The organism is bacterium (assembly GCA_037147175.1).
GTDB lineage: Bacteria > Cyanobacteriota > Vampirovibrionia > Gastranaerophilales > UBA9971 > UBA9971.
Genome location: JBAWVS010000028.1, coordinates 1 through 21,252 on the forward strand (window position 1 = coordinate 1; position 21,252 = coordinate 21,252).

Annotated in this window: 23 protein-coding genes; 11 read left to right on the top strand and 12 right to left on the bottom strand. The window is 32.9% G+C overall.

Going from position 1 to position 21,252, the window contains the following annotated elements; genetic code table 11:
* Positions 1-110 precede the first annotated feature (110 nt).
* Positions 111-503: a hypothetical protein gene (locus WCG23_07850; protein MEI8389786.1), complete on the top strand. Its 393-nt coding sequence runs from the start codon at positions 111-113 to the stop codon at positions 501-503.
* A 13-nt stretch (positions 504-516) separates the two neighbouring features.
* Here WCG23_07850 and WCG23_07855 read toward each other — a convergent pair whose 3' ends face one another.
* A complete protein-coding gene (locus tag WCG23_07855; GenBank protein ID MEI8389787.1) occupies positions 517-1,818 on the bottom strand; it encodes a DUF512 domain-containing protein in 1,302 nt (433 codons plus the stop codon).
* Between the two features lie 167 nt (positions 1,819-1,985).
* Here WCG23_07855 and WCG23_07860 point away from each other — a divergent pair, with 167 nt between their 5' ends.
* Positions 1,986-3,080: a hypothetical protein gene (locus WCG23_07860; GenBank protein ID MEI8389788.1), complete on the top strand. Its 1,095-nt coding sequence runs from the start codon at positions 1,986-1,988 to the stop codon at positions 3,078-3,080.
* 7 nt (positions 3,081-3,087) lie between these two features.
* On the opposite strand, the gene lpxA is transcribed toward WCG23_07860, so the two are convergent.
* The 4 genes from lpxA to WCG23_07880 all read right to left on the bottom strand — a co-directional run bounded on the left by lpxA (position 3,088) and on the right by WCG23_07880 (position 6,576).
* Positions 3,088-3,891 carry an acyl-ACP--UDP-N-acetylglucosamine O-acyltransferase gene (gene lpxA / locus WCG23_07865; GenBank protein MEI8389789.1) on the bottom strand — a complete coding sequence of 268 codons (804 nt, stop codon included), beginning with the start codon at positions 3,889-3,891 and terminating at the stop codon, positions 3,088-3,090.
* Between the two features lie 300 nt (positions 3,892-4,191).
* Positions 4,192-4,647 (bottom strand): 3-hydroxyacyl-ACP dehydratase FabZ, encoded by a 456-nt coding sequence (gene fabZ, locus WCG23_07870; protein ID MEI8389790.1) that lies wholly within the window; start codon positions 4,645-4,647, stop codon positions 4,192-4,194.
* Entirely contained in the window at positions 4,644-5,462 is an 819-nt protein-coding gene (locus tag WCG23_07875) for a UDP-3-O-acyl-N-acetylglucosamine deacetylase (GenBank protein MEI8389791.1), read from the bottom strand. The genes fabZ and WCG23_07875 overlap by 4 nt, the downstream gene beginning before the upstream one ends.
* A 4-nt stretch (positions 5,463-5,466) precedes the next feature.
* Positions 5,467-6,576 (bottom strand): UDP-3-O-(3-hydroxymyristoyl)glucosamine N-acyltransferase, encoded by a 1,110-nt coding sequence (locus WCG23_07880; protein ID MEI8389792.1) that lies wholly within the window; start codon positions 6,574-6,576, stop codon positions 5,467-5,469.
* A gap of 425 nt (positions 6,577-7,001) precedes the next feature.
* On the opposite strand from WCG23_07880, the gene WCG23_07885 reads away from it, so the two are divergent.
* Both WCG23_07885 and WCG23_07890 read left to right on the top strand, forming a co-directional pair.
* Positions 7,002-8,054 carry an amidohydrolase family protein gene (locus WCG23_07885; GenBank protein ID MEI8389793.1) on the top strand — a complete coding sequence of 351 codons (1,053 nt, stop codon included), beginning with the start codon at positions 7,002-7,004 and terminating at the stop codon, positions 8,052-8,054.
* Between the two features lie 149 nt (positions 8,055-8,203).
* Entirely contained in the window at positions 8,204-9,649 is a 1,446-nt protein-coding gene (locus WCG23_07890; protein ID MEI8389794.1) for a TolC family protein, read from the top strand.
* On the opposite strand, the gene WCG23_07895 is transcribed toward WCG23_07890, so the two are convergent.
* Positions 9,639-10,034, bottom strand: coding sequence for a hypothetical protein (locus WCG23_07895; protein MEI8389795.1), 396 nt, complete (start codon positions 10,032-10,034; stop codon positions 9,639-9,641). The two genes, WCG23_07890 and WCG23_07895, sit on opposite strands and share 11 nt — an antisense overlap.
* Before the next feature lie 176 nt (positions 10,035-10,210).
* Entirely contained in the window at positions 10,211-10,432 is a 222-nt protein-coding gene (locus WCG23_07900) for a hypothetical protein (GenBank protein ID MEI8389796.1), read from the bottom strand.
* A 296-nt stretch (positions 10,433-10,728) separates the two neighbouring features.
* Between WCG23_07900 and murQ the strand changes: the two genes are divergently transcribed.
* Positions 10,729-11,628, top strand: coding sequence for an N-acetylmuramic acid 6-phosphate etherase (gene murQ / locus WCG23_07905; protein ID MEI8389797.1), 900 nt, complete (start codon positions 10,729-10,731; stop codon positions 11,626-11,628).
* Entirely contained in the window at positions 11,625-12,011 is a 387-nt protein-coding gene (gene crcB, locus WCG23_07910) for a fluoride efflux transporter CrcB (protein ID MEI8389798.1), read from the top strand. Before murQ ends, crcB begins: the two co-directional genes overlap by 4 nt.
* 12 nt (positions 12,012-12,023) lie before the next feature.
* Here the strand turns inward: crcB and rsmB are convergent, their stop codons facing one another.
* On the bottom strand, positions 12,024-13,337 hold the full coding sequence (rsmB, locus tag WCG23_07915) for a 16S rRNA (cytosine(967)-C(5))-methyltransferase RsmB (protein MEI8389799.1): 1,314 nt from the start codon (positions 13,335-13,337) through the stop codon (positions 12,024-12,026).
* A 183-nt stretch (positions 13,338-13,520) separates the two neighbouring features.
* On the opposite strand from rsmB, the gene WCG23_07920 reads away from it, so the two are divergent.
* Together WCG23_07920 and WCG23_07925 are read left to right on the top strand one after the other, a co-directional pair.
* Positions 13,521-15,056, top strand: a complete 1,536-nt coding sequence (locus tag WCG23_07920; protein MEI8389800.1) for an FHIPEP family type III secretion protein — start codon at positions 13,521-13,523, stop codon at positions 15,054-15,056.
* 90 nt (positions 15,057-15,146) lie between these two features.
* Positions 15,147-16,409 (top strand): aminotransferase class I/II-fold pyridoxal phosphate-dependent enzyme, encoded by a 1,263-nt coding sequence (locus tag WCG23_07925; protein MEI8389801.1) that lies wholly within the window; start codon positions 15,147-15,149, stop codon positions 16,407-16,409.
* 238 nt (positions 16,410-16,647) lie between these two features.
* Here the strand turns inward: WCG23_07925 and WCG23_07930 are convergent, their stop codons facing one another.
* The 4 genes from WCG23_07930 to WCG23_07945 all read right to left on the bottom strand — a co-directional run bounded on the left by WCG23_07930 (position 16,648) and on the right by WCG23_07945 (position 18,495).
* Positions 16,648-17,088 carry a type II TA system antitoxin MqsA family protein gene (locus tag WCG23_07930; GenBank protein MEI8389802.1) on the bottom strand — a complete coding sequence of 147 codons (441 nt, stop codon included), beginning with the start codon at positions 17,086-17,088 and terminating at the stop codon, positions 16,648-16,650.
* A gap of 12 nt (positions 17,089-17,100) precedes the next feature.
* On the bottom strand, positions 17,101-17,406 hold the full coding sequence (locus WCG23_07935; protein MEI8389803.1) for a type II toxin-antitoxin system MqsR family toxin: 306 nt from the start codon (positions 17,404-17,406) through the stop codon (positions 17,101-17,103).
* Positions 17,407-17,918: 512 nt separating this feature from the next.
* Positions 17,919-18,203: a HigA family addiction module antitoxin gene (locus WCG23_07940; protein MEI8389804.1), complete on the bottom strand. Its 285-nt coding sequence runs from the start codon at positions 18,201-18,203 to the stop codon at positions 17,919-17,921.
* A gap of 13 nt (positions 18,204-18,216) precedes the next feature.
* A complete protein-coding gene (locus WCG23_07945) occupies positions 18,217-18,495 on the bottom strand; it encodes a type II toxin-antitoxin system RelE/ParE family toxin (protein MEI8389805.1) in 279 nt (92 codons plus the stop codon).
* Between the two features lie 643 nt (positions 18,496-19,138).
* Here WCG23_07945 and WCG23_07950 point away from each other — a divergent pair.
* From WCG23_07950 to WCG23_07960, 3 genes are all read left to right on the top strand, one after another.
* Positions 19,139-19,405: a hypothetical protein gene (locus WCG23_07950; protein MEI8389806.1), complete on the top strand. Its 267-nt coding sequence runs from the start codon at positions 19,139-19,141 to the stop codon at positions 19,403-19,405.
* Complete coding sequence (locus WCG23_07955) at positions 19,405-19,701, top strand: hypothetical protein (protein MEI8389807.1); 297 nt, start codon at positions 19,405-19,407, stop codon at positions 19,699-19,701. The genes WCG23_07950 and WCG23_07955 overlap by 1 nt, the downstream gene beginning before the upstream one ends.
* Positions 19,702-20,924: 1,223 nt before the next feature.
* On the top strand, positions 20,925-21,251 hold the full coding sequence (locus WCG23_07960; GenBank protein ID MEI8389808.1) for a helix-turn-helix transcriptional regulator: 327 nt from the start codon (positions 20,925-20,927) through the stop codon (positions 21,249-21,251).
* Position 21,252 lies beyond the last annotated feature (1 nt).

A 21,252-nucleotide genomic window follows, 5' to 3' on the forward strand; every position in this document is an offset into this window, starting at 1 on the left:
CTTTCGTTATTTAACGATTGTAACAAAGTGTTGCGATTTCAATGCGAAACTGTCAGTTTTAGTTAATAACGACCGATATATATCAATATGAGATATATGGAGTTGTCGTAATGGAGATAAATTTTAACCCGTATTTAAAAACCCGAAACACCTCTGCAAATTTATACTTAAAATCGCAGTTAGAAGCGTTGGGACTTCAATCTACAGGAACAGATAATAATAAAGTTTCTCAGCAGGGAGAAAATAAACCACCACCTCGAACTCCTGAAGCAGTTGCGTCTTTTATGCAAAAATTGGGATTGACGCCTACAAACACTAAAGAAGGTGACAATGCCTTAATTACTGCAAAATTAAGCGAGCTGGAAGAAAGTGCAAAAAATGATGCTGAAAAACAAAATATTGCAGGTCTTAAATCTGAATTTCAGTCTATAATCGCTCAAGCAGGAACTATCGGTCAACAGCATATAGCGGCTTTCAATAAATCATTTTTGAATTTGAAATAATAAAAATATTAAATTAAGTATTAAGACTGATTAAATCAATAATTTCCTTTGTGCTGTAGCAGTTTTCTATAACTTGTACAGAGGTTTCAAGCTGATTTTCTATATCTTGAACAGTAATATCATCAAGAAACTGATTAGTGTACTTTCTAATCATAACTGACGGAATTAATAAATTATTGATTTTATGCTTTACCGGCAGCAAATTGTCAATCATGTCGCTTCCCGTAATCAGTCCCGAAACAGTTATGTTTTCCCCCCAAAAATTACTTTTAACAGAAATTAAATCCACGCTTAAATTTTTTATTTTATTTAATTCTGAGACTATCGGCTGCATTATATTGCAGGCAATTTGTCCCGTTGCGATTGTTAAAGAAAGTGAATTAGATAAAGCAGCGGGAAGCTTTGTTTTGTGAGTATTAAAATCATTAATCAACAATCTGGATGAGCCAACCCCATCATCAAGCTGGCTAAATCCGTTATAGAATTTGTATTCCGGAAAGTCATAACCTGCAAGTATATAAAATTCATCTGACGGCAGTGCAAGATTATAACCAAGTTTTTTGTTAAATTTTTCTACCTGTGAAATTAAATTTTTTGCTTTTGCCGAATTAAAAGAAGTTAATTCTCCGACAGGTCGAAATCTGGTTATCCCGACAGGAACTATTGCTACAGACATTATATTTGATTTTAAAAAAGCAAGGTCAGAAAGGGTTTTATCCAATTCTTCTGCGTCATTGATACCCGGACAAAGTACAATTTGGGCATGTACAGGTATATTAAGACTGTTTAGCCATTTTAATTCTTTTACAATATTGCCCGCTTTAGGGTTTTTGAGCATTTTTGTTCTTAATTCAGGGTTTGTAGTGTGGACAGATACATACAAAGGTCCTATTTTTAATTGTTCAATGCGATCTTTAATTTTTTTATTCAGATTTGTTAGTGTAATATATGTTCCTTGAAGGTAAGAAAGCCTGTAGTCATCGTCTTTGACATATAAACTTTCTCTGAGGCCGCAGGGCTGCTGATCAACAAAGCAAAACATACATTTGTTTGTACAGGGAATTACTTTGTCAAAAACTGCCGACTCGAAAGTTATTCCCAAATCTTCATCCAAATCTTTTTCTATTTCTATTATTTCTTCTTCGCCTGATTGCCTTTTTATATGCAAATCTATTGCCTCGGAAGCTATTTGGAATTTGTAATCCAGTAAATCCTTTGGTGCAAAACCGTCTATTGAGATTATTTCGTCTTTCTGGCGAATATCAAGTTCTTCTGCTATGCTGTTTACTTCTATACTGTTTACTATTGCCGGCATGTTAAGATTTTCTCTGTTATATTTACTGCTCTTTAATTATACTCTAAAAAATTCATGTTAATAAAACTTAATGTTTTTAACTATTTGTGAAATTTTTGATGAGCAATTGTTTTTATATATATATCAGGAAGAATAAAATTGTATAATAATGCGGAAGGAATTTTGGGATGGTTGAAGCTGTAAAGAATTTACCACAAATTCAAAGCACGTCTGCGCATAATGTACCTACGGGTACAGGTCAAGTTATGAACGCGGATAGTAGACTAGAAAATCCTTTATTTGGCTACGGATCTGATTTGGCTTCAGATCAAATCAGTTCGCCCTATCTGAATATGGATAACATGGCTATGAGTGTTTACGGACCAATGGCACTTAATAAACGTGTTTTTGACGCTTATAAGCAGCAGATGCGGCAAACAGTTTATGATTTTGAGAATCAAAGTATAACGGCAGAAGATCAAAACAATCTTGAACCTCTTTCGGAAACTCTGGATGAATATCGTATTCTCGGAATGAGATTGCATCATAATTCAGAAGTGACAGAAAATCTGGAAGAAGCTAAAAAGTCAGGAATTGGCGTTGCTCTGTACTTGACTAATTGTGAGAAAGACGGACTTAAGAATCCCAATAAGCCTATTTCTTTTGTAAATTTAAAAAATCCGATCAGGCTTGTTGATACGCTCACTCACTTGTCTTTAACAGCGCCCGAGGCTAATGAAAATATAAATTTATTATCTGACATTGCGATTAAAGAAAGAAGTCCTGAAATGGCTGCCTGTCTTCTTGAATCAACAGCAAAAGGTGGCTTGCTCAGAATAGGAGTCGATTTTAAAACTGCCGACAAACTTTTGATTAAATCAAAAGATAAATTTGAAAACAAAGAAGATTATTATAAGTTTGTTACCAGTGTTGACAGAGCTTATAAACAATTATTCCCAGGTAAATCCATGAACGAATACATAAACGCAAATTATAAACCGACATGGCAAAAAGCAACACCGATTGGCGGTATTGCTACAGGAATTGCATTGGCGTTTGCTTCCGGCGGAGGTCTGCCAGGTGCAGCCATAGGTGCTATAATAGGCGGAATTGCCGGATTAGCAGTTTATTCAAGCACATGGTTTGGCAAAAACTCCGATGGCGATAAACTTGTTTTAGCCATAAACAAAGCAAGGCAAACCAGTCACGATGTTGATGTGCAGAAATATTCTTTTGGCGGTTTAAGCAATTCCGTTGGAAGTACAATTCCGTCATTAAATTAAAACAAAATTAATCGTTATCAGAAGTAGGTTTACCGGCAAGTTTGGTCACTCCACGCTTGCCGGTATTCATAAATTCAATTAAATTATCAATATATTTATTGGCAGGTAATTCTTCTCTGATTTTTTCGATTGCATGATTGGTATTTAAGTCTGAAAACCATAAATAATTAAATGCTTTTTTAATTGCGGAGCGTTCTTCTATAGTCACACCCCTGCGCTTTAATCCTATTGAGTTTATTCCGATAACTCTTCCTACTCTTCCGTCTATTTTTGAATATGGAGGCAAATCTTGACGTGTTCCGGTAAATCCTCCCACTATTGCCATTTCTCCCACTCTGACAAACTGGTGAAAGACTGTAGAACCGCCAATAAATGCATAATCACCTATTGTTACATGCCCGCCAAGCAAAGCAATATTGGCAATAACAACATTATTTCCGACTTTGCAATTATGTGCAACGTGAGCTCCTGTCATAAGCATGCATTCATTGCCAACCTGTGTGATGTTTCCTTCTCCGGAAGCCCTGTTAACAGTAACATGCTCTCTTATTAAGCATCCGTCACCTATTATGACTTTTGTAGATTCGCCTTTATAAGACAAGTCCTGAGGTGGTGTTCCGATAACCGAACTGCTGGAAATTTTGCAATTTTTTCCGATTTCGCAGTGTTCAAGATATGCATGAGGAAAAATTTCTGTTCCTGAAGAAATTTTGGTATTTGGTCCGATAACCGCATAAGGATGAATTTTAACGTTATCTTCAATGATTGCGCTGCTGTCTATGACCACAGTAGTATGTATATCTTTTGTCACGATCTTCTCCAAGTCAATTTATACAACCCTAAATAAATTTTAGCATACACACTATATGCCTTTGCAAAATCTTTATAAAGTTTATTTAATAAGAATTAGCCTTCTTTAGAGTATTTTTTTTATTGTCATGTTGAGCAAAGCGAAACATCTGTCCCTTTTGGGTTTTAAGCTTAAATACTTTTTTGGACAGATTCTTCGGGTTAAAACCTTCAGAATGACAACATAAAAAATTGATTAAACAGAAATTAGCGTTATTAATATGCTAAAATCAGGGGCTTTTCAGCTCTAATAAGCGAAAATTTATTGCAATGCGCACATAAGTTCTGCTTCACAGGCAACTTCGCCATCTACAGAAGCTACGCATTTTGTTTTTCCGAAAGGACCTCTGATTTTGGTAACTTCAACATGAAATTCGAGTTTATCTCCCGGTCTTACTACTTTTTTGAATCTTACTCCGTCAATTCCTGCAAATAAGACTAATTTGCCTTGATATTCCGGCATTACAAGCAGTGTACATGCACTAATCTGGGCTAAAGCTTCAATTTGCAAAACTCCCGGGAAAATCGGATTATTTGGAAAATGTCCGTTGAATAAATCTTCATTCATTGTTATGTTTTTGTAGCCTTTGATATATTTCCCCGGAACGCATTCAGTGATTCTATCCACGAGAAGAAACGGGTATCTGTGAGGAAGTAATTTCATAATTCCTAAAATATCAAAACTTAATTTTTCTTCTGATTTTAATTCTTCTGTCATTGTACTTTCTCCATTAATATACTAATTTTCTTTGCCAGTTCGATATGTGATTTATGACCAGATTCTTTAGCGATTACGTGTGCTTTTAAGTTTAACGGATTAAAAGGTAACAGGTTTAAATCGCCTATTAAATCCAAAATTTTGTGTTTTAACGGTTCATATTCTGATTTTAATGCGGTTGTATAGCCCTTGCCAGTGAGCCCTACTGTGTTTTCAATACTTACGCCCAAAGCAAGTCCCATATGCTGAAATTTTTCCAAATCTTTAACATATCCAAATGTTCTTGCTTCTAAGATTTTTAATTTATTTTGTTTAAGATCAAAACTAACCCATCTGTTTTTTAAATCAGGATGGTCAAAATTAATACAGTAGGTAATTTTGAATTTTTCCGCGGGTATAGCAACAAGTGATGTATCATTTTCAGAATAAAAAACAGGTTCTTTCAGTGATATTAAATCGTCCATAAATGTATCTTTAATTCCGGCTTTCTGGAAAAGCTCGAACCATTTTAATGAACTTCCGTCAAGAATCGGCATTTCTGAGAAGGAAACATGCACATCCAGTGAATCAATACCTGCAAAAGCGCATGCTGCCATAAAATGTTCTACCAGCATTATTTTGGATATATTATTTGATAGAACTATGCAGTTTTCGGAAGAAACAACATTAAAAGGGCTGGCTATTATTGGGTTTTCATCTCCTTGCACAAAAAATCTTATCCCTGTATTTTTTGAGGGAACAAGCTTTACAGTGCTTTCTTTGCCTGCCATTAATGTTTTTCCTGATATATTAATCTCTTTAATTAGCGTTGTCATTTTTTTAAAGACCTTTTTTAAATTCTTCTATTTCATTTTTCAGGGTTTTAAATTCTTCAATAAATTTCTTTGCATCGCTGATGGTTTTCATCTGTCTTGCAAATTCTTTTCTGTACATCGCAGGTGAGCCAATAACAATACTTTTTTCGGGGAAACTCTTGCTGACTCCTGACTGCGCCATAATTATCGAGTCTGCTCCAATATTTACATGATCGGCAATACCGACCTGTCCAGCAAGTACAACTCTGTCTCCAATTTCAACACTGCCGGAAATTCCGACCTGTGAAACTATCAAACAATTTCTTCCAATTTTGCAGTTGTGTCCTATCATTGCAAGATTGTCTATTTTCGTTCCTTTTCCCACAAAAGTGTTTTCGACTGTACCTTTGTCTATACAGACATTTGCACCGATTTCAACATCATCGCTTATTGTTACTGAGCCAAGTGAAGGAATTTTGAAAATTGTTTGCTGTGAAAAATCCCCTTCAACATTTCCTTGCTGTTTTGCGGTTTCAACGTTATTTGGTTTTTCTGTAACAAAGCTGAATCCATCAGCAGCTATGCTTGTTCCGTGGTGAATTATTACGTTATTGCCGATTTGTGCAAAGTCCCCAATATTTACACCGGGATAAAACAGGCAATTATTACCGACTTCTACGAACTTTCCTATATAAACATTCGCCACAAGCTTTGTATTGTCGCCTATTACAGCTCCTCTGCCGACTACAACATTAGGACCTATCGAAACATTTTGTCCTATTTGTGCTTCAGGATCTATAGTTGCTTTTTCATGAATTCCTACAGGTGCATCAACCGGAATTGCATACAAGTGCAGTAATTTCATCATTGCAAGTCTTGTTTTTTCTACTTCTATAGTAGAAATATTTTCTATTCCTGCTCCAATAGGAACAACCGCGGCTTTTGCTTTTGTGAAAGCCAGATTAGCTAACTCTTCTTCTGTTAATGCTAGTGCAAGAGTACTTTCATCTGCTGATTTTGGAGGCGAAAGACGTTTTATTTCAGTATCTTCACCGACTTGATTAAGAATACCGCCGATTATACTGTTTAATTCAGAAATTCTATATGTTTTAGTTTCTTGATATGATTTTCCCATAAGCAATCTCTTACCCCCTTAAATATTTTTTATCTTAGATAATTTTATGATTAAAAAAACGTATAAACAATAATTGAGATAAGAATTGTTACAAGTGCCTGTATACAATAAATTAATCTGTAAATAAATTATTTTTTTAAAGAAATTCCAACTTGACAATGTTAAAATAAAAGTGTAATGTTATGAAAATTTGTCTTACAGTAAAAGGATTAATTAATGCGATTGATGGGAAAAAACTTTAAGTCTATACGAACCCGAAGACAATTTGTTCATTCAATTAATTTTTTATTTAAGTCAGATAAGTTTTCTATTAATTCCAATAATTCAATTATTTTTAATATTTCAAAAGAGAAGAATTTATATTCTTCTCTTTTTTTATGTTTTGTTTTCAATAATGCAATGTAAATATTAACAAGGAGGCAATAATGGCGGTGCAAAAAACTATAACAACCAAAAACATAAATTTTTCAAAAAGAGAAAGCAATTTGTCATGTATTAAAGAAATCAGCAGCACCCAGAATATTTTAAAAGAATTAATTATATCTAAAATTAACGAAAAAGGCGGATTTGTAAACGCTCATTCCCATTTAGACAGAGCATTCACTATTACACCCGAAACATTGTCCCTGGCTAACGCTACTTTGAAAGAAAAATGGTTTCTTGTGGACTCAATTAAAAGAAGTTCAACGGTCAATCAAATATACGACAGAATGTCTTACACCGTAGAAAAAATGATTAACCAGAACGTACAGGCAATAGGAACATTTATAGATGTCGATGAAGTTATAGGCGACAAATCAATTCAGGCAGCGCAAATGTTGAGAGACAACATAGGCTCTGATATCAAAATAAAATTCATTAATCAGACATTAAAAGGTGTAATCGACCCTCAGGCAAGAAAATGGTTTAATCTTGGGGCTGAATTTGTTGATATTATTGGCGGACTTCCTGCTAAAGATGCCGGACACGAAGATGAACACCTAGATATTCTTATGGAAACTGCAAAAAAGCTTAATAAACCTGTACATGTTCACGTAGATCAGTTTAATACGGCAGGCGAAAAAGAAACCGAGCAACTTGCAGACAAAACTATTGAGCATAAAATGCACGGAAGAGTTTCTGCTATTCATTGTATTTCGGTAGGTGCGCATAAAGCAGACTACAGGCAAGAATTATACAAAAAAATGACGGAAGCGCAATTAAACGTGATAACCTGCCCTACAGCATGGATTGATTCAAAACGCTCAGAAGAACTAGCACCGATTCATAATTCAATAGCCCCCGTAGAAGAAATGATTCCTGCCGGAATCAATGTTGCAATAGGAACAGACAACATAGCCGACTTGCTAAAGCCTTTTACAAGCGGAAATATGTGGACAGAATTAAGATTTCTTCTTGAAAGCTGCCGTTATTACGATATTGATGAACTTGTAAATATTGCAACAATCAACGGGTTAAAAGTTCTTGATATTCGTTAAATTACATTATAGTGCTTTAAAACAGTTTAATTTTAAAAAATTATAATATTCTTGCGTAATTTTGATTTTATTGTGATAATTAGTAAATATAACAACTGTATGAATGATAACAAAAACTTGACTTCACATAAAATCAAAAAGGTTTAAAGATGAAAAGTAAAATTTTAATTTTAAGTATAGCTTTATTATTATTGAATACTCCGGCTTTTAGCGTTGCTAAGCCAAATGAAAAACAACCTTCTAAGTCGGATAAATCAGCTCCTGTTTCGCAGGAAAAAGATAACTCTAAAAGCAAAGAACAATCCGCTAAAATCAATGGTTCAGTAAGCGATTACAGAACAGAAGTTGTAAATATTGACTGGTGGGGAAAATTTAGCGATCCTGTTTTGTCAGGTTATATTTCTAAAGCTTTACAGGCAAACCATGATATAAAAATAGCAGGATTGAGGGTTTCTGAGTATCAACAAATTGTAAATATTGCTTTCGGGCATGAACTTCCATCATTGAGTATAGGCTCAAATTCGACAGTACAAGGGTATTCAAAAAATTATATTCCGTTATTTTCAGGAACTATACAAAATTACACTTTCCCGTTAAGTGCTTCTTATGAACTGGATATTTGGAGAAAAAACAGGGACAAAACTCTTTCTCAAAAAAAACAGCTTGAAGCTATAGGTTATGATGAAAAAGCTGCATTGATTTCTATTGTGTCAGAAGTGGCATCGGTTTATTTAAATATATTAACTACAAATAGTGATATAAGCCTTCAAAAACAAATTGTGGAACTTAAAAGCGAAAAGCTAAAATTAATTCAGACAAGATTAGATGCAGGCGTTACTACCTATGATGATGTCATTGCAGGCGAAAAAGCTCTTACTGATGCAAAGGTCGCACTTAACGAATATGAAAAAAATCTTGGTATTTTAAAAACGGCTCTGGCAGTTCTCACAGGCGACAGTCCTGACAATATTGCAGAGATGAAATTTGGCAATATTAACAATATAGACTCTTTTTCTAACCTTACAGACAAAGTAAAATCCGATAAAATTCTTAAAAGACCTGATATTTTAAAGGCTGAAGCACAGCTTCAGAAGGCAAAAATCGATGTAACTATTGCACGTAAAGAATATTTGCCTGATATAACTCTTACAGGTCAGGCAGGATTTAATTCAAAAACTTTCAGCAAAGTTTTTGACAGCAACAGTTTTACATACGGATTTGGCGGCAATATCCTTGAGTCAGTATTTTCAGGCGGACAAAAAAAAGCAATGCTGAAATCCAAAAAATATTTGTATGATCAAATGCTTGAAAATTATCAAAACTCAATCATTGTTTCATTAAAAGAAGTTAATGATGCTTTGTTAAAAGTAAAAACAAGCAAACAAAAAAATGAAGACTACCTCAAAAAGTTAAATCTTGAAAAAGATAATATAAAGCTTACAGATGCCAGATATGAAGCAGGTGCTATTTCTTATTTGGATACACTTGATCCGAAAGAAAAACTGATTTCTATACAAAAAGATCAGCTTCAATCAAAAACCGAATATATTATAAACAATTTCAGCCTTTATAAAGCACTTGGAGCTAATTTTTAGGTTTTGAAAATTTGTTCAAAATATCTTTTGCATCCAATCTTTCTTTTTCTATTTTCATTTTATTATTGATACAGGAAAATAATGATTTTATTAAATTTAGATTAGTACTATTATTCTCATTAATAGCTAGATAATCAAAAACGACTTTTTGCTTTCCATTTAAACTCTGAACTTTTGTAGTTGCTTTAATGGAAGGGTTTCCACGCACTTTACCTAAAGTTACATTAATTATGTTTAAAAATCCGTTTGATCTTAGGCCTTCTATCTGTTCTTCAATCACTCTAGCGGCAGCTGTAGTTTTATAGAGCTTTTGAACTGCTTTGCTTAAATATACCTCTGATCCAAAGCCTACTTTCTTTGAATAATTAGGTGTGGTGATGCTCATTTGCTGTTCCCTTTCTTTTTTGATTTTTAAATCCTTGAATAATTTTTATAATTTAGTTTTTTTCAAGGTATTTTGGTAAATGCTTTCTATCTTATTTGCCGTATTACTAAAAATCCTGTTAACTTTAGGTATAATTATAAGTTCCTCAGAGTTTCTTTTTATACTTCCGTAATAGCCTATAAAGTCTTTGTGTATTTCAAGAACAATTTTTTTCCGTCATTTTTTGCAGCTTCTATGATTTTATTGATTGCATTTGTAGTTTTCGGTTTTTTTTCAAGAAGCAATTTGATATTTTTTGACAATTTAATAGTTGTGCCAAATCCTACTTCTTTTTTAGAATATTTAGTTTGAGCAAAATTTTGTTGTGTAGGGATTGATTTGACTGAATTTACGTTCATAAATTGCTCCTTATACTTTTAATTTTTTATATTAAATTTATCACTATTTATTTAACGTTCGTGAAAAAGAAAATTGACAGTTTCGCATTGAAATCGCAACACTTTGTTACAATCGTTAAATAACGAAAGGAGCAAAGTAAATGACAGAAGTAAAAAGAGGGCATTTGACAGAAGAAGAAAGAGACTTAATAACTATTTACAAAAATTAATAATTTTTTATAACAAAAATTTTAAAGCAATAAATATTTACTTTAAAATATAATTTAATAACTTTTAAAAAAATTAGTGATGGATTTATGCAAAAGATTATAAATACGGAAAAAAGAAACCCTGCTTCAATAAATATAGACATTGTTTCTACGAAAGAAATTATTAATATTATTAACAAAGAAGATTTTAAAGTTGCAGAGTCTATAAAAAAAGAACATGACAAAATTGAACAAGCTGTTGATATGATTTCAGAAGCTTTTTTGCAGGGCGGAAATCTTTTATATTTTGGCGCGGGTACAAGCGGAAGACTGGGTGTTCTTGATGCTTCCGAATGCCCTCCGACATTCGGCGTAAGCCCTGAAATGGTCAGAGGCTACATTGCAGGAGGCGACAAAGCTTTAAGAACAGCAGTTGAAGGCGCTGAAGATTCTTTTGATTCAGGTGTTTCAGATTTACTAAATTCTTGTGCAAAATCAAATGATGTTGTTGCAGGAATTTCTGCAAGCGGTAATGCACCTTATGTGCTGGGAGTTTTAAGCAAAGCAAGAGATTTAAACATAAAAACCATTGCAATAGCATGCAATAAAGAAGCAAAAATTAAAAAGCTGTCGGATGTATTTATCTGTCCGGAAGTTGGAGAAGAAGTTATAACCGGTTCAACAAGAATGAAATCCGGCACAGCGCAAAAAATGATATTGAACATGCTTTCTACTGCATCCATGATTAAAATAGGCAAGACTTATGAGAATTTCATGGTGGATGTCCAGCCAACAAACAGTAAATTAAAAGACAGAGCTGCAAGGATTGTTTCTGAGATTGCAGATATAACCTATCAGGAAGCTCAAGATCTTCTTGAAAAATCAAATTATCGGGTAAAACCTGCTATAGTAATGTCATTGCTAAATTTATCGTATAATGAAACTGAAAAAATTCTAAAAAAACATAACGGACGATTAAGAGACACATTAATGGACAAAACAAAATGATTGGACTTTTATTAATTGCATTAGGCGGGGCTTTAGGATCAGTATTAAGATTTGGAGTTATCACGCTGACTTATAAATTTTTTGACATTCATTTCCCCTGGGGAACTATTTTTGCAAACCTTACAGGATGTTTTGTTATAGGAGTTATATGGGCAATTTTAGATACTTTTGACGAGCCTAAAAATCTTAAACTTTTTCTTATCACAGGATTGCTGGGAGGTTTTACAACATTTTCCAGTTTTGCCCTCGAAAATTTCAACATGCTGCGCGCAGGAGAAATTAAATTAGTCGCGGCAAATGTCTTAATCAGCAATATTGCAGGAATTTTCCTTGTGTTTATCGGGTATTACCTTACAAAACAATTCCTTCAGTATTCAAAATAACGAGATAGACTCTTAAAGTTTTTTTAATTTCGCTATGAAAAAACCGTCAATATTATGCCTTGATTGCAGGATTTGAATATAGCCTTCATTGTTGAGTCCTTCGTCTTTCAACCGAATATATTTTGATATATCCTCAAAAGCAAAATCTTTGTTAGTCTTCAAAAATTCTTCAATTAAAAGCAAGTTTTCTTCCTGTTCAATACTGCAAGTGCTATAAACAAGGCTTCCTCCTTCTTTAAGCAGCTCTGAAACATTTTTAAGAATATTAAGCTGAATTTCTGTCAGATTTTTTATGTCTTTTGGCGTTCTTTTCCAGCGAGCATCGGGTCTTTTAACTAAAACACCCGTATTGGAACATGGCGCATCAATTAAAATTTTGTCATATTTGTTTAAATCTGAAAAACTTACAGCATCGGCCAAAACAGTCTTTACGCATTTTATGCCGAGTCTTGTGCTGTTTTCTTCGATTTTTTTCAGTCTTTCTTTGCTTATATCAACGGCAATAATTTCTCCTGAATTATTAATCAAGGCGGCTATATGCGCAGTTTTTCCTCCGGGTGCGGCACAAAGATCCAAAATTCTTTCGCCATGCTGTGGGTCAAGAACTTTTGCGACAAGTGAAGAAGATTCTCCCTGCACAGCCCAGAATCCTTCTTTGTAACCTGCTATTTTTTTAATATTTCCGGGACTTTTAAGTATTAAACACTCATTAGAAACAAGGCTTTCCTCAAATTCAATATTATTTTCCGTTAACAACTGCATAACTTCTGATTTTGATGTTTGCAAAGTGTTTATTCTTATTGAAATAACAGGAATTTTGTTATTAAACTCGCATATTTTAATCGTTTCATCGATACCGTAAGTTTCTATCCATCTTTCAACCAGCCATGCCGGATGAGAAAATTTTATACTAATTGCTTCGCAAGGATTTTCTTCCTGTTCAGGAAACTTAATTTCATCTCTTTTCCTTAAAAAATTGCGCAAAACAGCATTAACAAATTTTGATGAATTTTTATCATAAATTTTTGAAATTTCTACATAACTGTTTATTACGGCATAATCAGGACTTTTCAGAAATTCCAATTCATAAACAGCTGCTCTTAAGATATTTTTAACAGGAGGTGAAAGTTTTTTTAAGGGTCGTGAAGAAACCTTCTCAATAAAAAAATCCAGAGTGAGTTTTAACTTAACCGCTCCGGCCGTCAGGTTTATTAATTCTGAAATACTGCTGACTTTATTTGCATAAGAATTTATAACTTCATCAGAAGTCTTATTTTGTTCAAGTATTTTTATTAAGCTTTTTACGGCTGATAATCTTACGTCCATATGTTTAGAGATGTAGCTTTCGACATTTTTTATTCTATTATCTTTGTTATTACACAGTAATTCTGTAAAATAATGTAATTAATTATAAATCACTCGATTTAATTTTAACAGGTTTTAAATACTGCATAATTCGGATAAAATAAAATTATAAAAACGTAAATTAGCTTTTGTAAGGTATTTAAAATGTTTGATGAATCCAGATTTGAATATGTTGTTAAAGCCTGTCCAAGCGAAGATACTGAAGCGCTTGAAGAACTGTTAAATTCTATGTCTGTTGAAGGCTGGGAATTATATTCAATGAATGAAGCAGAAGGAGAAGAAGGATTTCAGTATAATTGTATATTTTCAAGGCAGGCATCTGATTCTTTTGGAGAAGATGATGATATCGCACAGGTAGGACACTTTAAGTCAAGAATGGAAAAGCTTTTTCACTATAAAGACGATCCTTATGAGCAAGCAAAATCTCTTCAGGAACAACTGCGGCAAAAAAATGAAAGAGTAAATGAAATAAAACAAATGCTTGATTCAAATTCCATTGATATTGATAGAGAAAGCATCAATAAAGAAATTTCCGAAAAACTTGCAGAACGCAATATTCTTAAGAATAAATTTGCTGAAATACTTTCTCCTGTAAACATGTACGAACGAATAAATCAGGATATTCTCACAGTAGTAGTCAGTGAGGAATTAGTAGATTTAATTGACACTGAAAAAAACGGAGAACTTATACTGGAAAGTGTTCGACTGAGACAGACCTTAACAGACAAACTCGGGTATGTAATTCCTGCTATACGATTTATAAGCTCTGATGAATTGACAGAAAATCAGTACAGAATTAATATAAGAAAATTTAAAGCACTTTCAGGAATAGCTTATCCCGGATACAGGCTGTTTACAGCGGGGCAGGCTAATATTGAGAAAAAGCCCAGAGGAGCAATAGACTCTATTGATCCGATTACTGGTCAAAAAGTATTCTGGATAGAAGAAGGTAAAACTAAAAGTTACTGGGATAAAGGTTTAACAATATCTCAAGTTATTAGTATGCATCTTGAATTTGTTGTATGTAAATATATTGAAGAAATTATATCTTATGGCGAAATTCTCAATTATATAAGCCTTCTTGGAGATGAGAATCTTTTTCTCGCCGAAGAACTCATACAAGAAGCAGTTACTCTAGGCGATTTACGCTATATTTTTGCGAAATTATTAAGAGAAAAAATTTCCATAAAAGATATTGTATTTGTGTTTGAAAAACTTAATGACTTGATTAAAGCAGAAGACAATACAGTTACAGAACAAAAGCAAAAAAAAGGACAAAAGACTTTTGAAGCGTCTTTTACCTCTTTTAATCAGACAAACGATCAGCTTGTAGATAATCTGAGAATTTTGATGGCAAGGCAAATTTGTAGTGATATTGCAGATTCTAATAATTTTATTTACGGAATAATTCCAACTGTTGAACAAAATACAAAGCTAAAAAAATCACTTGATAAGAAAAACAAACAGAAATATTTTATTCAAAACCACGATGTAAAAGAATTTGTAAAATTCATCTGCGAAAAAATAAAAACTTGCGAATATGATATTTCAAATATCGCTGTTATCGTCAAGCCTGAATTAAGATTGCCTGTATTTCATCTTTTTGAACAGGAAATTACAAAATTAAGGGTTGTTTCAGAAGATGAAATTGCTGATGAGTTTAATGTAGAAATTATTTAATTTTTTCTGATTCAAAATTTGCAAAACTTTTACTTCAATATAAAATCATATTAAGTGAGTGATAATAAATATTTTTGAGAGGATTTTTGTATGCAAGCCGCTATCGACATTAAAAGTCTATATTCTGACTATGTTAAAACCCTTGAAACATATATTATGTTTCGTATAAAACAGGAGATGATTAGACTCACTCCGGAGCTTAAAGCTAAAAACAGAACCCCTATAAATCTTAGTATTGGAGCGCCTACACAGGCTCCGCCAGAATTTGTAATAAATGAACTTAAAAATTGCCTTAATGAAACAGGTATTCATTCCTATTCAGTGCCAAAAGGCGAAATTTATTTTCTTGAAGCTGTTGCTCAAAGAATGAAAAAAAGATTCGGAGTTGATTTAGATCCAAAAACAGAAATATTTTCTTTAATAGGTTCAAAAGAAGGACTCTCTCATATTTTCAGATGCCTCGTAAATCCGACCTTAAATGAGAAAGAACAGGATATAATTTTGATTCCAGACCCGGGATATGCTTCTTTTAAAGAACAAATCAAGGTTATAGGAGGAAAAGCTTACTCCATTCCTCTAACATACGAAAACAACTTTATGCCTGATCTTAAAGAATTGATGAAAAAACTTGAGAATGAAGGATTTTCTCCTGACAAAGTAAAAGCTCTTGTAATAAACTACCCTAATAATCCGCTTGGGGCCACTGCAACAAGAGAATATTTGAAACAGGTTGTTGATTTTTGCAGAGAAAGAAATATTTTATTAATAAGTGACGCAGCTTATGCTGATATGTACTTTGATGATCAGGAGCCTCCTGCCAGTATTTTTGAATTCGAAGGTGCAAAAGATATTGCAATTGAATTCCACAGCCTGAGCAAGCCTTACAGCATGACGGGATGGAGAATTGGCTGGGCATGTGGAAACAAAGACGCTGTCGGAATCCTTGGTAAACTAAAATCAACTGTTGATACAGGTGTATTCAAAGCAATTCAAAAAGCATCCGCAAAAATTTTAGTTTCTGATGAAGGCGATGAATACATAAAAAAAGCTAACGCAATGTACCAGAAAAAGCAGGAAATCCTTGTAAACGGCTTTAAAGAGCTTGGATGGGATATTGAAAGTTTGATTATTCCAAAAGCAACATTTTATTTGTGGCTGCCTATTCCTGAAAGATTCAAGGATTCAGAAGAATTTTGCCAGAAAGTGCTGGAAACTTCAGGGGTAGTAATAGTGCCGGGAACAGGCTTTGGCGACAACGGAGAAGGATTCTTCAGGCTTTCTATTGTTGCTGAGGATGATGATCTTTATAAAGTCATAGAAAGACTCAAAGAAGACGGCTTTAGCTGGAATTAACATAATTTCAGTATTAATTATCCGAGTGCATAAGAGAATTTATCGCTTAGTATTTTTGCCATGCATAAATATCTGTAATCTACGAAAAATTTTATCAGTCAGAACGAGAAATCAGCTTCAAAAATAGCTGATTTCTTTATTTTTTTGCAAACCTCGTGATACTTTTATCAAAGTGAGTGATAGTGAAGATTTGTGTTTTTATGTGTGGTTTTGATAAAATCTTCACGTTTTGCAAAAACTAAGCAATTTTTCTTTCATTGATTAACTCAATTAAAAAATCTTTGCCGCCTTTTTTAATTGCTCTTAAAAGTAAATCAGCACTTTTAGACTGATCGACTTTATAAGTTTCCCATCGAGCAAAGGATTTTGATCCTAATCCTAAAAGTTTATCCAGCTGATCTTGTGTATATCCCAGAGATTCCCTTATTCCTTTTATTTCTTCTGCTGTTAAAAGTCCTCGTTTTTGTCGATCTTCTTTAAGAGCTTCAAGTATTTTTTGTGATTCAATTTTACAATCTTGAGGATTCAAATAGCATTCTCCGCAATTTTGGCATTTAGACCAAGACAGTCCGGTTAAATTTAAAGGCTTTTTCTTATTGCCGACTTTAAATTCTATTGTTTCTTGCTGATTTTCTTGTCTGATGATGTCATTAGAACCGCATATTGCACAAGTTTTCATGATATTACCTCTTTATTTTCTTTTAAATTGAATTATTACTGATTCATTATCTAATATTTGAAGTTTAATGTAAGCCGTTCCTTTGTTTATTATTGCTTTATGATAAACGTCTTGCCATAATTTGTTATTTTCATTAACCGTCATCGATTTATACAAATCAATATTTTCAAGTGTATCGATGATTTCAATAATTTCATCAGGCAGAAGCGAGAAATCTTTTTCGGCATTACGAGAAGCAACTTTTGTAATCTGATAATTACCTTGAAGGATAAAGGATTTTACTTCTTCTAAATTATAATGAGATTTTCTCTTTTCCATTTTTAAACCTTTATTAATTTAGCTTAATAGTATCACATTGCAACCATGAATTCAAGTTGTCAGAATGTTTCTGAACAAACATATTTTCGAGCAATAGACTTGAAAGCCTTCGCAGAAGGCTTTATCATTCATAACAGTTGAAACGTTGTAAATAAACTAATTCGAGGTAACTTATGGTTTAATTCAAACATTCAAAAAAAAATAGATGCTGTTTTACAATGGCGAACCCGTGACGCAATATCGGAGACAAATATTCTTGTTCGTCTTAAACAGTTGAATGCAAAATATACATTATCAGATGGTATGAGAAACATTATCACCCAGTCTGAGAAAAAGCTATAGATTATCAGATGGTTTGAGAAAGTTTATCGCTTAGAATGAGAATTTTGAATAAAATCAGCTGAAAATGATGGCTGATTCTATTTTTTTTGCAAAGTCCCTGATAATTTTATCAAACTAAGTGACAGTAAAGTTTCGTGTTTTTATGTGTGGTTTTGATAAGAATAAAATAATTATCCGTACATAACCTGAACATCATCAAGATTAGCGGTTTTTCTTGCCTGAGCTAAATCATAATGAGATTGCATATTAATCCAAAATTCAGGAGTAGTATTAAATGCCTTCGCAAGTTTTAAAGCCATTAAAGAACTGATACCTGATTTGCCGTTGACTATTTCTGATAATGTAGTTCTTGATATTCCCAGCTTCAAAGCTGCCTCGGTTATTGATAAGCCTAAAGGCTCGAGACATTCTTGTTTTAATATTTTTCCCGGATGCGGCGGATTTTTCATTTGCATAATATCACCTCCATTAGTGATAGTCTTCGTAATTTAATATATAAGCGTTTCCATTTTCAAATTTAAAAGTTATTCGCCAGTTTGCTCTGACTGTAACCGACCAAAGGTCTTTCATATTTCCTTTTAACGGATGCAATTTATACGAAGGAAGAGCCAAATCATGTATAACAAATGCCGAATCAATAGTTAAAAGAATATTCTGAACTTTTTCTATGTGTTCAGAATTAATTCCTGATGCGTCATCGTCAAGAAATAATTTTTCTAAACCTTTATGTTTAAAACTTTTAATCATAATAATTACATTGTAAACTGTTAGGCTACGGTTGTCAATTGTGTAAGATAATTTTATTTTTTAATGTTGCTGAACAAACATATTTTCGAACAATAGACTTGAAATCTTTCGCAGAAGGCTTTATCATTCACAACAGTTAAAGAGTAATAAAGAAATTGATTCTAGGTAAACGCAAATATGTCTCTATGTAAAACGTTCGGCTTTTTAGATTGGACTTTAAACAAACCAGAGTTATGATGAAACTATGTTAAATAACTAAAATACAAGGAGAATAGGCAACTATAGGAAATTAATGAAATTACATTTAAGGAATTTATCAAAGATGATAAAACTCGCGATATAACCTCATTGTAATATAGAACATAAAACTAAGTGATAGTAAAGATTGTACAGTTGTACTATAGATTATCAGGTGGTTTGAGAAAGTTTATCAGTCAGTATGAGAAAAAGCCCCAAAAATTATCAAACTCCTCCATCAAAGTGGGGAAATTTTCTGCTATTTTTTCAAGTTAAGATTTATGTTGCTTTATGAACTTATAAGTCTTCTTCCTTATAAAATTCTAAGGTGGGAATCATGCAACTATCCCACTTGAAATAATACCCACAAATTGATATAATGATAATAATTACAAGGAGAAGTATCATGGCTATACAAGAAAAATATTTAAAACCAGATTCAAAAGGAAGAATACAGCTTGGCAGACTTGCAAAAGATGTTGTTCGATATCAAGTTGTTGAAGAATCCGATGGAAAAATAATATTATTCCCTGAAGTTGCAATACCAGCAAACGAAGCTTGGTTGTACAAGAATAAAAAAGCTCTTGAAGCTGTTAAAAAAGGATTAGAAGATTCTGCTTCAGGAAAAGTAAAAAAAAGAGGCAGCTTTGCAAAATATATAGATGAGGAATAATGGCATTTGAATTAATATTTTCAGATCAGGCAGATGCAGATATGGAAAACCTTGAAAATGATAAAAGTCTTGAGAAAAAACTTAAAGCAGTTAATAAAGCGTTAGGCTACCTTGAAACTAACCCGAGACATCCCAGTTTGAATACTCACGAATTTACATCTTTGACAAAACAGTACGGAATAAAAATATATGAGGCATATGCAGAAAATAATACTCCTGCTGCTTATAGAATTTTTTGGCATTATGGTCCCGGCAAAAAATTTATAACAATAATTTCAGTAACCGCACATCCATAAAATAAGTATTTAAAATGTGTTCCTGTGTAAACCTTTTAGCTTTTTTGACTGGACTTCGTCGTGATCAGAGTTATGATGAAACTAAGTTAAGTAACTAAAAAGCAAGGAGGACAAACAACTACAGGAAAATAAAAAAAGAGCTAAAATAAAAAATAGATACAGTTTTACAATGGCGAACCCATGACGCAATATCCACCGCATATATTCTTGTTTGTATCAAACAGTTGAATAACAAATATAGAAGTATAAATGTACATTATCAGTGTATTTGTATATCTATAGTTTTATTCGGTATCAATTTATAGTTTTATTCGGTAAATAAAAAAGGGGGAAGTGAAAAATAAATCAAGTACAGCGTGGCTTTTAGGCAATTTCTGGGGTTTGATAATACTTACCAAAATTTACCAACACTTACCAGTATATACCAGTTTATTACCGCTTTTTTTGAAGTTTTACCAACATTGATTTTTAAAACTGCCTGCAACCCCTACCAAATAAGGCTATAGGGGGTGGTAAATAACGGTAAACATTTACCGCTATTCCATGTAAAAATTGAAGAAAATTCGCAAAAAAAGCGAGCTATTTCTGAAAATCAGAAAAAACCGCCCCTGGTGCATTGAGAAAAAATTTGCTAAAATCGCTACAATCTGCTTAGTGTCTATAAATACAGGATTACAAATATTATACTTTCAGTCGGAGTGATTTTTTCACACGGATTGAAAGCTAGGTTTTATCAATGCCGAAAACCTTTACCATGTTTGGGATTACAGGATTTTTCAAGTTTTCTTGTTTATCGGAGTTAATTTCTGCTGAAAAACTTCGAAGTAGGAAGGTTGGGGAAGCAAGGGGAAATGTTTCTAATGGTTTAAGAATTATGTTTTTCTGTGTTTATAAGGGAAAAACATAATTTATTTTTCATAACTTTCCAAACTGATAATTCTCATTTTAGGTGTTAAATACATGCATGAAAATTTTTAGCTCAAGGAGGAAGTTTGGTTGAGAATAAAGCCGCTTTACGAAGTCATAAATGTTAAGTTGCTTGAAGAAACTTTTTTGGAATGACATAAAAACTCGTATTTATTGAATTTTTAGCTTGTTACAGTCAGATATATTTAGATACAAAACTAAATATTCTTAACAAAGTTACACAATCATTTTATATTGAAATAAAACCCATTATAATGTATATTAATTAATATAATTACCTGCATAAAGGGTTTTACATGAAAAAAACAACTATTATTCCAATTCCTGTACAAAAAACATTAACTACTTTGGGCACTAATATAAAAGAAGCACGCATAAAACGCAGGCTAACAATGAAGCTTGTTGCAGAGAGAGCAGGTATAAAAACAGATACGCTTTCTAATGTTGAAAAAGGTAGCCCCACCGTTTCTATAGGAATCTATGCAAAAGTTTTATTTGTTCTGGGATTGGTTGATAATATGTATGAGCTTGCAAATCCTGACAAGGATGAAGTCGGGAAAATCCTTGCAAGTGAAAACCTTCCCAAACGTGTCAGATATAAAAACAAAAAGGCTGAAATATAAT

Coding starts and splice junctions, on each gene's coding strand:
- WCG23_07850 (MEI8389786.1), top strand. CDS start 111: ATGGAGATAAATTTTAACCCGTATTTAAAAACCCGAAACACCTCTGCA.
- WCG23_07855 (MEI8389787.1), bottom strand. CDS start 1,818: ATGCCGGCAATAGTAAACAGTATAGAAGTAAACAGCATAGCAGAAGAA.
- WCG23_07860 (MEI8389788.1), top strand. CDS start 1,986: ATGGTTGAAGCTGTAAAGAATTTACCACAAATTCAAAGCACGTCTGCG.
- fabZ (MEI8389790.1), bottom strand. CDS start 4,647: ATGACAGAAGAATTAAAATCAGAAGAAAAATTAAGTTTTGATATTTTA.
- WCG23_07875 (MEI8389791.1), bottom strand. CDS start 5,462: ATGACAACGCTAATTAAAGAGATTAATATATCAGGAAAAACATTAATG.
- WCG23_07880 (MEI8389792.1), bottom strand. CDS start 6,576: ATGGGAAAATCATATCAAGAAACTAAAACATATAGAATTTCTGAATTA.
- WCG23_07885 (MEI8389793.1), top strand. CDS start 7,002: ATGGCGGTGCAAAAAACTATAACAACCAAAAACATAAATTTTTCAAAA.
- WCG23_07890 (MEI8389794.1), top strand. CDS start 8,204: ATGAAAAGTAAAATTTTAATTTTAAGTATAGCTTTATTATTATTGAAT.
- WCG23_07895 (MEI8389795.1), bottom strand. CDS start 10,034: ATGAGCATCACCACACCTAATTATTCAAAGAAAGTAGGCTTTGGATCA.
- WCG23_07900 (MEI8389796.1), bottom strand. CDS start 10,432: ATGAACGTAAATTCAGTCAAATCAATCCCTACACAACAAAATTTTGCT.
- murQ (MEI8389797.1), top strand. CDS start 10,729: ATGCAAAAGATTATAAATACGGAAAAAAGAAACCCTGCTTCAATAAAT.
- crcB (MEI8389798.1), top strand. CDS start 11,625: ATGATTGGACTTTTATTAATTGCATTAGGCGGGGCTTTAGGATCAGTA.
- rsmB (MEI8389799.1), bottom strand. CDS start 13,337: ATGGACGTAAGATTATCAGCCGTAAAAAGCTTAATAAAAATACTTGAA.
- WCG23_07920 (MEI8389800.1), top strand. CDS start 13,521: ATGTTTGATGAATCCAGATTTGAATATGTTGTTAAAGCCTGTCCAAGC.
- WCG23_07925 (MEI8389801.1), top strand. CDS start 15,147: ATGCAAGCCGCTATCGACATTAAAAGTCTATATTCTGACTATGTTAAA.
- WCG23_07930 (MEI8389802.1), bottom strand. CDS start 17,088: ATGAAAACTTGTGCAATATGCGGTTCTAATGACATCATCAGACAAGAA.
- WCG23_07935 (MEI8389803.1), bottom strand. CDS start 17,406: ATGGAAAAGAGAAAATCTCATTATAATTTAGAAGAAGTAAAATCCTTT.
- WCG23_07940 (MEI8389804.1), bottom strand. CDS start 18,203: ATGCAAATGAAAAATCCGCCGCATCCGGGAAAAATATTAAAACAAGAA.
- WCG23_07945 (MEI8389805.1), bottom strand. CDS start 18,495: ATGATTAAAAGTTTTAAACATAAAGGTTTAGAAAAATTATTTCTTGAC.
- WCG23_07950 (MEI8389806.1), top strand. CDS start 19,139: ATGGCTATACAAGAAAAATATTTAAAACCAGATTCAAAAGGAAGAATA.
- WCG23_07955 (MEI8389807.1), top strand. CDS start 19,405: ATGGCATTTGAATTAATATTTTCAGATCAGGCAGATGCAGATATGGAA.
- WCG23_07960 (MEI8389808.1), top strand. CDS start 20,925: ATGAAAAAAACAACTATTATTCCAATTCCTGTACAAAAAACATTAACT.